General features: G+C 62.6%; 11 protein-coding genes. 5 read left to right on the forward strand and 6 right to left on the reverse strand.

All coding sequences use genetic code 11. The annotated features are described in order from the left end of the window. Positions 1–3 precede the first annotated feature (3 nt). Complete coding sequence (locus CHB96_RS26615; RefSeq protein ID WP_245866224.1) at positions 4–561, forward strand: hypothetical protein; 558 nt, start codon at positions 4–6, stop codon at positions 559–561. 403 nt (positions 562–964) lie between these two features. On the opposite strand, the gene CHB96_RS26620 is transcribed toward CHB96_RS26615, so the two are convergent. Beyond that, a complete protein-coding gene (locus CHB96_RS26620) occupies positions 965–2,059 on the reverse strand; it encodes a hypothetical protein (protein WP_089252066.1) in 1,095 nt (364 codons plus the stop codon). Positions 2,060–2,889: 830 nt separating this feature from the next. Between CHB96_RS26620 and CHB96_RS26635 the strand changes: the two genes are divergently transcribed. Next, a complete protein-coding gene (locus CHB96_RS26635; RefSeq protein ID WP_089252012.1) occupies positions 2,890–3,603 on the forward strand; it encodes a GAF and ANTAR domain-containing protein in 714 nt (237 codons plus the stop codon). 244 nt (positions 3,604–3,847) lie between these two features. On the opposite strand, the gene CHB96_RS26640 is transcribed toward CHB96_RS26635, so the two are convergent. Beyond that, the gene (locus tag CHB96_RS26640) at positions 3,848–4,051 is read right to left on the reverse strand and encodes a hypothetical protein (RefSeq protein ID WP_089252014.1); all 204 of its coding nucleotides are present in this window, start codon (positions 4,049–4,051) and stop codon (positions 3,848–3,850) included. Between the two features lie 65 nt (positions 4,052–4,116). Continuing rightward, entirely contained in the window at positions 4,117–4,557 is a 441-nt protein-coding gene (locus CHB96_RS26645; RefSeq protein WP_089252068.1) for an Hsp20/alpha crystallin family protein, read from the reverse strand. A 293-nt stretch (positions 4,558–4,850) separates the two neighbouring features. Here CHB96_RS26645 and CHB96_RS26650 point away from each other — a divergent pair, with 293 nt between their 5' ends. Continuing rightward, on the forward strand, positions 4,851–5,093 hold the full coding sequence (locus tag CHB96_RS26650) for a nitrile hydratase subunit alpha (protein WP_217899995.1): 243 nt from the start codon (positions 4,851–4,853) through the stop codon (positions 5,091–5,093). Positions 5,094–5,429: 336 nt separating this feature from the next. On the opposite strand, the gene CHB96_RS26655 is transcribed toward CHB96_RS26650, so the two are convergent. Then, positions 5,430–6,152: a GAF and ANTAR domain-containing protein gene (locus CHB96_RS26655; RefSeq protein ID WP_245866226.1), complete on the reverse strand. Its 723-nt coding sequence runs from the start codon at positions 6,150–6,152 to the stop codon at positions 5,430–5,432. Positions 6,153–6,906: 754 nt separating this feature from the next. Here CHB96_RS26655 and CHB96_RS29860 point away from each other — a divergent pair. Both CHB96_RS29860 and CHB96_RS26665 read left to right on the forward strand, forming a co-directional pair. Next, positions 6,907–7,851 carry a hydantoinase B/oxoprolinase family protein gene (locus tag CHB96_RS29860; protein WP_089252020.1) on the forward strand — a complete coding sequence of 315 codons (945 nt, stop codon included), beginning with the start codon at positions 6,907–6,909 and terminating at the stop codon, positions 7,849–7,851. A gap of 78 nt (positions 7,852–7,929) precedes the next feature. After that, positions 7,930–9,243: an MFS transporter gene (locus CHB96_RS26665; protein ID WP_176444516.1), complete on the forward strand. Its 1,314-nt coding sequence runs from the start codon at positions 7,930–7,932 to the stop codon at positions 9,241–9,243. Between the two features lie 764 nt (positions 9,244–10,007). Here CHB96_RS26665 and CHB96_RS26670 read toward each other — a convergent pair. Next, entirely contained in the window at positions 10,008–11,348 is a 1,341-nt protein-coding gene (locus CHB96_RS26670; protein WP_089252070.1) for an MFS transporter, read from the reverse strand. A 47-nt stretch (positions 11,349–11,395) separates the two neighbouring features. After that, complete coding sequence (locus CHB96_RS26675) at positions 11,396–12,985, reverse strand: long-chain-fatty-acid--CoA ligase (RefSeq protein ID WP_089252024.1); 1,590 nt, start codon at positions 12,983–12,985, stop codon at positions 11,396–11,398. Between the last annotated feature and the right edge of the window lie 9 nt (positions 12,986–12,994).

The raw sequence follows: 12,994 nt of genomic DNA on the forward strand, positions 1-12,994 counted from the left end.
AAGATGACGCACAGACCGTATGTCGCAGACATGGAAACCCGCATTCCGACCAGCGACGAGCTACGTAACAGAATTCCCGGGTGGGGTGTCGACCTGGATCCTGCAGACCGCCCGGCATACCCGCGCGAGCTGTTCGCGCCCGAAAAAACCGGAGCGCATTGGGATTTCCCCGAGCAGCAACCGGAGCTGACGCCTCGTGAGCGCTCCATCGAACATGGAGAACTGCCGCCGGTATTCGGCACCGCCGCCCCGCTGCAGGGACTGTCTGGAGTGATACGACGTCAGGCATTCCGCTACAGCGAAGGGCGCGGAGCGCACTGGTTGATGCTGCTGGCGGGCGACAGGGTGGACGCGGCCGAGTCGCATATCCGGTCGCTCGTGTCGGGCAGACCGGACAACCCGGTGACCGAGACCGGGATCCTCAGCGAATTCCACAACAGCCGAGGCAAGAACAGGGTCGACGGCTCACACACGTGGATGGACCCGGTCGTCGTCAGTGCGCCCTACGTCGCTGCCGCTGCCGCTGTCGGACTGGGGGTGAGGAAACTCCGCAGGAAATGAATTCACCTGGGCGCACGCGAGGGCGGCGATGCGCACTCGTGCGCGTGTCGACCCGATGAGTGAGTTGCCAAAGCGTCGCGAGTGCAGCAGAGCTGCGCCGGGTCGCGGTCGCGGAGCACGCCAGGATGCCTGGCATCCACCACCGGGACGTGTGACATCTCTGCGCCTGGCCACCACAGTGTTCGGCGCGGTCACTGCACATGAAGAGGGTGCGGTGCTGTCGGCTGCGGGGTTGAACCGACAGCACCTGGCCCCACATGGTTCCCGGGAACAGAGATGCAGTTATTGTGCCCGAAAACCGGTAGTTCGAATCCTGGGCACACGGCGGCAGCGACGCGTCGGCACGTTCGGGGCCGGTTCGATGTCTCCATAGGGGTGTCGCCGGTGCCCGCTCGAACAGGTTTCATTCGGTCCGGTTCGGGCGGCTGTGTGTTTTGTCGATGCGGTGGCGTTGCCGGACCCCGTAGGCAGCGTCTGTGACTACGTCGTCGTCTTCGAGTCCTGAACCGAGTGCCCCGCCGATGGTCGCTATCGATGCCAGCAGCCAGGCGAGGGTGAGGTAGTCGGACAGGTTCACCTCGTGCCCGAGAGTGGTGGACAACAACTGCGGGGGGAGAGTGAGCGATGCAGTGAACAGAAGCAGGCAGAACAGCGCCACGTGCAGGACCACGACGCCGATCACCAGGGTGAGCACTGTCGCGGTGTTGTACAGAACGGATCGCTGCCGCTCGGATGGGGACTGCGGCCGCTCCCACAGTTCGTGATCGAGGATCAGCCACAGAACCATCGCTGCGATCGACAGTAGCGTCGCCGCACTCATCCGCCACGGGCCCATGGTGTCGGCGAACGACCAGATCGTGCTGGTGGCCAACGCGAACGCGCCGGTGGCGAACGCACCGACGAGCACTTTCGACAACCCGGTGACCAAACGCCACGGCCGGTTCGCTCGCACCATCCCCGACAGTAGTCGCACCCGCCGCAGCCCCGAGGGAGCGAAGTAGCGGGTGCCGCCGTCGATCTGCGCGGAAGGAAACTGCCGCCGCGCACCGGATGGCGCCAGTTCCGGCTCACCGAGTGCGCACGCAATCGCGAGTTCGGTGACAGCGGTGACACGCGCTTCGATCCGGGCGCCGCCGACGGCGGCGACGGAGACGAGTGCGAACAGGTGATCGGCACTGACATCGGCCACCACCGGAAGGGTGTCCTCGCGTCGCGGAAGGTCGGTGAGATAGACGACGATGTCTTCACGCTCCGACGACGGTTCGACCGCGTCCACCACGTCCGCGAAGGCTGCTTGCTCGTCCTTGAGGTAAGGCTCGCTGCGCACGGTCACCATCCACCGGCGGCGCCTGCCGCGGTGTTCGAGACGTTCCGGTAGGTGCTGCGCCAACCGCTGCGCCAGCGCCGTGGGTTTGCCCGGGTCGGCGATCAGCAGAACCGAGACCGACTCCTCCGTGAAATGAGGTCCGGTCTCTGTGTTGTGTTCGCTTCCCGACACCGGTGTCAGCGTACGCGGCTCGACGAGCCGCGGTGCCCGAATCGAATTGTAGGACAGCAGGCTTCGCGACACACCCATAAGGTAGAGAACCGGCGTTCAAAGGAGAGGCAGTCGAACCGCAATGCGCGTCTATCGAGTCGGACTGCGGTGGAACGGATTTCAATCCGACCGATCCGCTGCAGTGCACACTCGAGAAAGTTTTCTCGGGGGCGGGCGGCCAGTGTGGATCCGTAGTGATCTGTTGTCCACCGCCTGGACAGCACTACCGGATGCCGCGAAGGTGATGAACGTACTCGCGTACCGATCACGCTGACCTGCAACACTTCTCAGTGGGACCGCCGGAGTTGGTTTGGTGGCTGCAACAGGTCGTCCAGACTGTGACATGGCTGCCGTTTTGGTGATTCGCCCGTTTCCGTGGCGGTGTGGATCTGTGCGTCGGATCAGTGGACACGCCGCCGTGTCGGTGGCGGCAGGCGCAGCGGGATGCGTGTCGATGCGTGGGCGCCGTCGAGTGCGGTCGTGATGAGGCCAGGCACGACGCTCTCGGGGACAATTCACGTGTGGTGTGCAGCAAGGAAACGCGTGAGGCAACGCGCGGCGTCGACGACCTGCGAGCTGTTGTGGGTCAGGGTACGACTCCGCTGTTCTCACCGCTCCTGCCCCCGATCGTCTCGTGACCTGTGCACGGGGTCGAGGTCATGCTGGTGGTGGACGTAGGGTGTATGTGAAGCGTCGGTGTGTGGTCCTCGGATTCGAATGTCCTCGGTCGAGGTAGCGGCTTCGGTAACGAATCCGCACGTCGAGCTTCCAGCGAAGGGTGGAATTCACCGATGGATATCGAACAGCGGGACAGTGGCAGTGTCGATCTGAGTCTGTTGTTGGCCGAGGCGGCCCGAGGGTTCTTTCGGCCCCGCAGTGTCGATGACACCCTCGTCGAGGTCACGCGGGCGGTCACCACGGTGATCGAGGCTGCCGACTGCGCGGATGTCCTCGTCGTTGCAGGACGGACATCGTTCACCTCGCACGCGGCGACCAACGACCTGCCGCTGCGCTTGGATTCGTTGCAGGAGACGTTGCAGGAGGGGCCGTGCGTCGACGCGGCCCGGCGCGGTGTACTCGTGCGGTGCGACGATTTCGCGACGGACCCACGGTGGCCGCGGTTCGGACCTGAGGCCGCGAAGATCGGAGTACACAGCGGGTTGTCGTTCCAGCTCTACACCGGCGACGACACTCTGGGCGCGTTGAATGTGTTCGCGGCGGCGCCGCACGCGTTCGATGATCGTGACGAGGAACTGGGTGCGGTGTTCGCCACGCACGCCGCGATGGCTCTCTACACAGCGAACAAGAGTGAGCAGTTCGAGTCGGCGTTGGCCTCGCGGGATCTGATCGGTCAAGCGAAAGGGATGCTGATCGAGCGTTACAGCATCGATTCGGTGCAGGCCTTCGCTCTGCTGGTCAAGATCTCTCAGGATGCAAACGTCTCTGTCGCCACCCTCGCCGATCGACTCGTCGCACTCGGCTCCGAGAGCGGCCAGCGGGCCTAGCCAAGCGCCGACTGGGGAACCTCGTCGTCGCTCGAGCCCGACGCATGGGCACGACACAGCCCGCACCGCCGGTCAGCGTCACAAGGCGCAGGAATCGATGACATCGTGGAAGTCGACGACCACTATCGGCGCAGAGTCGAGCATGCCCGAATCGATCGATCCGCCCTCGGTACATGCGGCGACGCCGCGGCGCGGAGCCAACCGTACTTACGGCTGACTCCGCGCCTGTGACACTGGTATCCGGTTACGCTGCAACCGAATCGGCTGGACTGTACGGGTGCAGATCATCCCTGTGCGAGGTGTTGTCGAACAGCGCCGGTGATGCCGGCGCGATCAGGCTCGTGTGCCCGAGCTCGGCGGTGCTGGTATCGAGTCCGAGAACGCTGCGCCACCACGCCTCACGGTCGGGTCGGTCCGGCCAGTCGATCAGGTCGTCGACGTCGACCATCGGTCGATCACCTCCCCTCTGTTCACTCGTCGCGACATCTGAACGGCGTTGTGAGAGAGGGAGGGTCAGGTTGCGTGCGGCTCGATGGAGTGGTGCTCACCGGCGCGGGTGATCTCGATCTTGCGGGGCTTGGCGCGTTCTGCGAGCGGGATCGTCACCGACAGCACCCCGTTGTCGTAGGACGCGGAGATCGCGTCGGTGTCCACGCCGTCACCGAGCGCGATCTGACGCCGGTAGGTGCCGGCAAAGCGTTCGGAGGAAATCCATTGCACACCATCGCTTCCCGGCGCGGTGCGGTGGGCGGTGAGGGTGAGGGTGCCGCGGTCGACGTCGACGTCGATCGAACCCGGATCCACCCCGGGTAGGTCGGCGCTGAGGACGTAGTGGTCGTCGACTTTGTACAGGTCCATCGGCATGAACGCCGGGACGCGGTCCGAACCACTTGAGCTGCCCAGCATGGCGGCGGTGAGGGAATCGAGGTCACGGAACGGATCGAATCGAAGCACAGCAATCACCTCCTGCACTGACGTCGCACCCGCCCCTGCGGCGGGCTGCTGCTTCACTGTGCTGACACGAAATTTAGCACTCCGGCGTCGAGAGTGCCAAGAGGGTGTGGCAAAATTTTCCGAGAGACCACCGGAGCCCAAAGGTGCTGCGCGACAGCCGCACCGAGTCGGGCAGGGGCGGTCGCCGGTTTCTGTCGTGTGGATGAGTGGACTCGATGAGTGGGGATGCGGGGGAGTGGGTAGTGGTGATGGTGGGGGACGAGCGTCGGGACTGCCAGCGTATGGATGCAGAGATGACGAGTGCGGATGTCGATCGCGCAATGGTGGACTATCTGCTGCGGTGGGTAAACTCCGGCGGTGGTCCTGCCGCGGAGATCGTTGACCGTTTCGGGTTGTCGGCGTGGGCCTTTCATAGGCGGGTGCTCGAGATCCTCGACGACCGCCCCGACTGGGCGATCGGTGAGCTCGGACTGTCGCCGGTGATGCTGGCGCGAATGAAAGCTGTTGCAGGGCGGCGCGTGTGGCTCTCGACCTGACGGGCGACACACCGCAGTGTATCGATTCATTCCGTCGACCCAGGTCAGTGAGTAGTCGGACAGAAGTATCAGGCGTCGTGAGCATCGAGGAGAGTAACCCTCACAGTCAGTTTCACGCCGGCAACAAGCTACCGAACCACCGCGCCGACCGGATCGACGCCGTCCAACGTGGTGGGCTCGATCGCGAGGCTGGAACTTCGGCCCGATGTCCCGGGCACGGATCGCCGATGCCGCCCATTGCCTGAACGCGCTCGGTAGCGACCTGTGGGCGTCGGTCCTGAACCCGAACCCTTCGAGGACACTGGTCGTGCGGCCTGGACCGCTCGGTCGTGCAGGTCAGGTGATGGACGTGGTGGGGTGATCGGTCTCGACGAGATTTTTCGCAACGACACGAAGAGGGATGTTCTCGCGTTGCGACAGCGTCGCCAGCAATTCGAAGGCCTGAACGGCGTCGACGTCGTAGCGTTCCATGATGATGCCCTTGGCTTGACCGATGATGTCTCGCGAGGCCAGCCCCGCCCGGAATTGTTCCCCGTCACGGACCCCGAGCATCGCGATCACCGCATGCGCGGCGAGTGCTTCCCCGATGACAACCGCGTCGGTGTCGAAGGCTTGCGGAGTAGAGCTGAACAACACGAGCGCGCCGACATCGTCGCCGTTGCTGTAGAGCTGGAACGCCGCGAGCGACCGGATTCCTTCGGCAACTGCAGTGGCAGCGAAGTGTGGCCACCTCTGCTCGGTATCGAGGTCATCGGCGATGACGACATCGAAGTGGCGGACTTCGCTCGGGATGGGGCCTTCGCCCATCTCGTATTGCTGTCGGCAGAGCTTGTCGGCGAGGGGGCAGGTCGAGGCGACGATGGTGCGTACCCCTGTGTCGACGGTGGTGATGGCGCCGCTATCGGCGTGATCGATCAACGTGAGTGCGGAGTGCAAGATCTCGTCGAGGGTCTGCGGCATCGACCGCCGCAGATCACGCAGTGAGCGGGCGAAGTCGGCGAGTTGGGCTGCAGTGTCCGATGACCGAGGGGTCGTGCTGTCGCATGGGTTCTGTGTCAAGGGCGTGTGCTTTCTTCACCAAGGACCCGGCACGCCTCAAGGCGCACGCCGGATACGAGTGTGGCGCGCCTGCTGCTGGACGCGGGGACACCGAGGTGTCCCAGTTACCGGGCCGCAAGTTTACTTCGCTCAGCGCGTCGAACCAACACGACTCAGTTCTGAAGACCTGACAGTTTGCGGCATACGTCAGGTTGTCTTGACGGTGCGGAAATGTCGCTTAACGCGGTCACCGTGTTCATTCGTGGGAACTATGCCTGTCGCGGCTCGACGTCGACCGTTTCCTGCGACTCCGGTGTCGCCTCGTGTGCAATTCTGGACTCGAGCGACCGCAGAAACGGAGGGACGAGGTGGCATGGACTCGCCGCAACCCGAACGGGCTCGAAGACGGCATGCTCGTCCGCAAGCTCTCGCTGCCGACCGCGGTGTTTCGTGTCAGCGGCGATCCGGACGCCGGCCGCGCCACCTTCGTGGCACTGAGCAAAGGGCAACGCACAGTCGTGGGCGGCAACGCCCGCAACTACCGCCCCGAGACCGACGACGAAATTGCCGAACGCCAGAGCGGTTACCTCGACCCGACAGTGATGGACACCGCCGAGGCAGAGCAGGACGACGACGCAGAGCCAGTCGATGTCATCGAACCACCTTCCGCAACACCCGAGCGCTTGCTGCGATCTGTCGACCCGATTCCGAAGCCTTCCCCTGGTGCGGACATCGCGGCGCTGTGTCGGCGCCTGGAAGATGTGGTCGCGGTGGTGTGCTGTCCAACATCAACCCCGTGGGCAGCTGCGAGGGCTACGAACGCGAGATCCCCTACCTTTACCTCTACCGACGCGAACTACCCGCATCCGGTGGACACGGCCAGTTCCGCGGAGGTGCCACCTTCACCGCCGCCGTCACCGGCCACCACACCGACGAGAACTACATCAGCTCCGGTGGATTGTTCCAGAGCGTCACCCAGGGAATCGCACTAGCCGGAGCACCACCGGCGCCGGGTGGTGTCATGTGGCATGCCACCGACACCAAAGTCCTCGACGAAATGGCAGCAGGTAGAGTCCCCGCAGACACCGAGCAGGTCAAAACACTTGCACCACACGGTGCACCGCCGCCTCCGAAGAAGTTCGACAACCGCCTGTTGCCCGGTGACATATTCGCGACCATGTCCAGCGCCGGCGCCGGCTACGGCGATCCCGTGCTCCGCGATCCGGAGCTCGTCCTCGGCGACGAACGTGCCGGGCGGTTGCTCGCGGGCGAGGCAACTTCTGTGTACGGGGTGGTCATCACGGACGGCGCGGTCGACGAGGAAAAGACCTCGCAGACACGTGAAGCCATGCTCCGCGATCGGCTCGGTCGCGCCGTCCAACCGCATCGAGTGAGGACGGGCAAGGTCGATGAATCCGCCGTCACCACGAAGGTCCTCGCTACGGTGCTCATCGGCGAAAACAACGGCAATTCGGTCTTCGGGTGCGCACACTGCCGCGAGACATTGTCGGACAGCGACATCAGCTACCGCCACGGCAGCGCCATCGTGGAGGTCTCGCTCGACACTCTCGGCCCGTTGTTCTCGGACCCCGTTACCCAGACCGGAGTCGACCTGAAGGCACGGACATACCTATGCCCTTCCTGCGGCATCGCCCTGGATACCGAAGTCGTCGTTCCGAACGATCCGATCGTTGATGACGTTGTTCTGAGCAACGCCTGAAATTGCACCTACGTCCGGCCCGGAAGCAAACAAGCTTCCGGGCCGGACGTCATCGAACAGAAAATGGAGACACAGCCCATGTCCACGTCTGCGCCGACCGCGGCATCGACGAAAAGGCGCGAGGTGACGGCAGCAGCTGCCGGAACGGTCGTCGAATTCTACGACCTGACGATCTATGCCTACCTCGCGGTTGTATTGAGCCCGTTGTTCTTTCCGAACGAAGACCCCACAGCGTCTCTGCTGGCGAGCCTCGCTGTCTTTGCTTCCGCCTACGCGATTCGCCCTATCGGCGGGATTGTTCTGGGTCGTCTCGGTGACCGGCATGGCCGCAAACGTGCCCTCTACGTTTCGGTTGTCCTCATGGGCGTCGGCAGTACCTTGATGGCACTGCTCCCGACCTACGAGACTGCTGGCCTCTTGGCCCCAGTTCTATTGGTTGTCGCTCGCCTGATACAAGGTTTCTCTGCGGGAGGGGAATTCGGCAGCGCCCTGACATATGTATTCGAAACTGCCGATGACAAGCGCAAGGGTTTCAGCGGTTCATTCGTCACCTTCGGGTCCAACGGAGGCTTCGCATTGGCTGCGATCGCAGTCGGCACCGTCACCGCACTCACGACCGACGAACAAATGAACTCCTGGGGCTGGCGGGTCCCGTTCATCCTCGGGATTCCGTTGCGGCTCTTCAGTATCTGGACACGATCCAGGATCGGCGAGAGCGAAGACTTCGAGAAGCTCGCAGGCAACAATGACACCCTCGACGCACCGCTGCGATACACGCTTCGAAACAACCTCAAGCAAGTAACCCAAGTATTCGGATTGGCAGTGGCGCAGTCGGCGACCGGTTACATGATCCTGACGTACATGGCGATCTACCTGGTAAACGAAGCTGGATATGGAACTTCGGTCGTAGCATGGACGACCGCAGGCATCATCAGCCTCATCGCGGTTCTGACGCCGTTCGTCGGCATGTTAGTCGACAGGTTCGGTAGCAAGCGAATCCTGATCGTCGGACTTCTGTGGTCGGGGATCACCGCGTATCCTGCGATGTCGATGATGCATGACCACGGGTACCTCACTGCGGTGATCGCTTACTTCGTCTTCGCTATCGGTGCACCTCTTGTTCAGATTGCGAACGCGCCTCTCCTTCCTTCGCTGTTCGGGCCCGAGGCACGATTGACGGGCGTGGCGTTCGGATTCAACTGTGCGACATGCCTTGCCGGTGGAACTGCGGCGTATATCTCTACCTGGCTCATCGACGCGACGAGCAATCAGCAGTCGCCAGCTTTCTTCGTCATTGTAACTTGCCTGGTTGGCGGGGTCGCTGCGCTCAGCCTCCGAAAGGCAGTTGTCGGTGCGGACCGCACCGACAAGCAGTCACCAATCGAAGCGTAGGTGTGAACTGCGGCGTTCTCGACCAACATGAATCATGGACGACAACGCCGCAGTCCGTCGATGTCGGACGGTCGAGGGTTGCAGTCCGAAGCTCCTGGCGCGCAGCGGGTCCGTGTGCCGGACGGTGCATCTGTAAGCGCGGCGAATTTGCGCTATACAGATTGTCGTGCACTCGTTCGACCGTCTCTGTCCCATCAACTCTCCACGACTCTCTGGAGATCCGAGGATCCGGCGCGGTAGGTCAATTTCTCGGCAGCCCTCGCCGCCGCCCACAACCCTCGCAAACTTTTCGTCATAGGTGATCCGGCCGACCGATTCGAACTCGCGAGCCGCTGGGGTGAGATATCACCATCTTGATCACCGAGCACATCGATGCAGCCGAATGAATCGCCCTCGTCAACGACGCGCTCCACGCCGACGGCTCCTAGATCGTGTTTAATATGCCCGGAGGGCTGGCGCGTTCACGGAAGGCGTGCAGATGGCGGCGCGCGTTGGCCGCTACTGGATGGTCGGTAGCAACTACCTTCCGCAGCGACTCCGCCGCATCGGATGAAACGGTTCCCGCGAACTGTCTTCCCTTGTGAGCCGGACGCCTAAGAATTCTGCCCCGGTGGCGGCGCCTGCCCCCGTCTGTCTCGCCGTTTCTGGTGCGGGATGTCGTTGGTCGACGGGGTGAGCAGCCGTGGGAGCAGAATCGCAGGGCGGTGAGGCTCGTCGCCCGCGAACCTACCGCAAGATAGGAGGCTGACCGTGGAACGAGGCAACTATCGATCGACATCTTGGAGCGACGGATTGCGAAGGTCGCGGACCCGCACCCGTGGAACGAGCATCGTCAGGACCGACGCAACGACAGCCACTCCGGTGAAGATGAAAAAAGCTACGTCATTGCCTAGGGTTGCTCCAATGATGATGCCGCCGATCACGGGACCGAAGATCCCGCCGAGTCGGCCGAAGCCTGCGCACCATGCCATCCCCGCTGCTCGTGCTGTGGTCGTGTAGTAGTTTGCGACGAATCCCCAGATGACGACCTGGGTTCCGGTCGTTCCAGCCCCCGCGATCGCAACGGCGACGAGCAGTAGCGGCAACGGCAGCGGCAGTGTGAGAATTACGAGCGCAAGACCTGCCATCGCGAACATGCCTGCGATAATGCGTTGTGGCCCGTGACGGTCGGCGAATCTGGACGCGAGCAGTGCGCCGATCACTGCGCCGCCGTTGAGAACGACGAGGAACCACAGTGACTTGCTGGTGTTGTATCCGGCGTTCTCCATGATCTTCGGCAGCCATGTGTTCAAACCGAAGATCAGCAACAGGCACGCGAATACAGTCCATCCGAGAACGATCGTCCCGAAAAGGTACTGCCGGGTGACGAGTGCCGCGAATCCGACCTTGTCGGTGGTGTCGCGTTCGGCGTGGACCTCGGCGACAACGGGCGATGGGATGCCGGTTGTTCGGGCGATCTCGTTCGCCTCGTCGAGTTTGTCGTGTGCGATGAGCCATCTGGGCGATTCCGGCATTTTGAAATAGGCGAGGGGAAGCACGATTACCAGTGGCAATGCGCCGAGCCAAAACATTCCGCGCCATCCGATCGAGTCACGGACGACGAGGGCTGAAGCCGAGGCCAGGACACCGCCGACTGCGAAGCCTCCGTAGACGATCGCGTTGTACAGGTTCTTCCTGTCCGGCGGGGCGAACTCTGCGATGAGTGCGCCTACGGTGACGATCAGTCCACCCATGCCGATGCCGGTGAGAAATCTGGTGACGCCGAAGGCCGCGACGCTTGTGGTCAGTGCGGTTGCCGCCATTCCGATTGAGAACCAGACGATGCTGACGAGCATCATCTTCCTTCTGCCGACGTAATCACCGATGGCACCCGACATCAGCGCCCCCACCATGATGCCGATCAGGGCCCAAGACCCCAGCAGTCCGGCTGTCTGTGCGGTGACTACGCCCAGCTGTGTGGGGTCGTTGAGGAACAGGGGCAGGATCGTGCCGTAGACGACCATGTCGTAGCCGTCGAAAATCATTGCGAGGGTTGCGATACCCACGATCCACAGCACAGATGAGCGGTGACGGGCGTCGAGCCAGGGTGACGCTGGTGCAGACATACGAGTCCGTTCGATGGGGAACTGAGGTTCCGAGGTGCGTTCGGGAATCAAAGCTGTTGGTAAAAGGATCTGTTCGAGTCTCGAACGATGTTCTTTCGTACTTTTCCGGTGGCGGTTTTCGGCAGCAGGTCGACTATGATGACGGCCTTGGGGATCTTGTATGCGTCGATGTGGTCACGCATCTTCGTTCGAATGGATTCCTGATCGAGGATCGTGTCTGGCCTCGGTACGACGAAGGCGGTCACAGCCTCGGACCAGCGGTCGTGGGGAAGTCCGACGACAACGACTTCGGCTGCGCCGGGTTCAGCTGAATACAGGGCTTTTTCGACCTCGACCGAGGAAATGTTCTCGCCGCCGCTCTTGATGACGTCCTTGTTGCGGTCGGTGAACCAGAGTATGCCGTCGTCGTCGAAGTGACCGATGTCGCCGGAATGGAACCATCCGTCTCGAAAGGCTTCGTCGGTGGCGTCGGGTCGGCCAAGGTACTCGGTCATCACGTGTGGTCCTCGGTACACGATCTCGCCAGATCGGCCTTGCTGCAACCGGTTTCCGTCCTCGTCCATGATCGCGACCTGCACGTTGACGACCGGCGTTCCCACCGAGCCAGAGTGCGTGAGCTGGTTTTCGGGTCGGAAGATCGTGGCGGTGGGGCTCATCTCTGTCTGACCGAACAGCAGATAGAATTCGCAATCGAAGACGTCGATGCAGCGTTCGAGCATGTTCTGGGGCATCGGTGCCATTGCATACAAGGCGCGCCGCACACTTGATAGATTTCTGGTGTCGATGGAATGGTGTTCGAGCATCGCGCGGTACATCATGGGTAGACCGAACAGCTGCGTGATGTGTTCGGATTCGATCAGGCTCAGCAAGTTCTGGGGGTCGAATCCCCGTTGGATGTGGAGTGCAGCTCCAACCATGATCGCTGGTGTGCAGTGACAGTTGAGTTGCGCAGTGTGGAACATAGGGAGGATTGCGGCGAAGCGGTCCTCGGGACGGAATTGCCCTTCGATGATCATGGTCATGGATTCGAGATAGACCGCGGTGTGGTTGCCCACCACGCCTTTCGGTGCTGAGGTAGTTCCGCTCGTATACAGGTACGTCAGTGCAGCCCGGTCGCCGACAAGGCGTTCGGGTTGAGATGCGTTTGAGTGCGCGAGGATCGAATCGAAATCGGTGATCGATGCAGCCCCGAAGTCGTGTCGTGGTCGTGGACCGACGACGGCGACGACTTCGACAGTTCCGGCAGTGGCTGCCGCCTCGGACATTGTCTCAGCGAGTTCGCTCTCGACCACGAAGATGCGTGCTGCGCAATCCCCGAGAACGTACGCGACTTCGTCGGCGCGCCAGTCGAGGTTGATTGGAACGCAGACTGCTCCGATCTTTGCGCACGCGTAATAAGTCGTCAGGAACTCGATGCTGTTGCCAGAGGCAAGCGCGACGGCGTCGCCGACTGCGACTCTGTAGTCGATCAGGCTGTGTGCGACTCGGTTGACCTGCTCGTCGAAGCGGGAGTAGGTGAGTCGGCGGCTGCCGTCGGACAGGGCCAGCGCGTCCGGGTGACGTTCAGCGCTCCGGGTCAGGCTGTCGCCGACGTTGACCCGGTGTATCAGATTGACAGCGAGGGGATCAGGGCTCACGCGTACTCC

This window comes from Rhodococcoides kyotonense, from assembly GCF_900188125.1.
Taxonomy (GTDB): Bacteria; Actinomycetota; Actinomycetes; order Mycobacteriales; family Mycobacteriaceae; genus Rhodococcoides; species Rhodococcoides kyotonense.

Excerpts from the sequence above, each read along its gene's own strand:
- CHB96_RS26615 (WP_245866224.1), top strand. The coding sequence starts at position 4 with ATGACGCACAGACCGTATGTCGCAGACATGGAAACCCGCATTCCGACC.
- CHB96_RS26635 (WP_089252012.1), top strand. The coding sequence starts at position 2,890 with ATGGATATCGAACAGCGGGACAGTGGCAGTGTCGATCTGAGTCTGTTG.
- CHB96_RS26640 (WP_089252014.1), bottom strand. The coding sequence starts at position 4,051 with ATGGTCGACGTCGACGACCTGATCGACTGGCCGGACCGACCCGACCGT.
- CHB96_RS26650 (WP_217899995.1), top strand. The coding sequence starts at position 4,851 with ATGACGAGTGCGGATGTCGATCGCGCAATGGTGGACTATCTGCTGCGG.
- CHB96_RS26665 (WP_176444516.1), top strand. The coding sequence starts at position 7,930 with ATGTCCACGTCTGCGCCGACCGCGGCATCGACGAAAAGGCGCGAGGTG.
- CHB96_RS26670 (WP_089252070.1), bottom strand. The coding sequence starts at position 11,348 with ATGTCTGCACCAGCGTCACCCTGGCTCGACGCCCGTCACCGCTCATCT.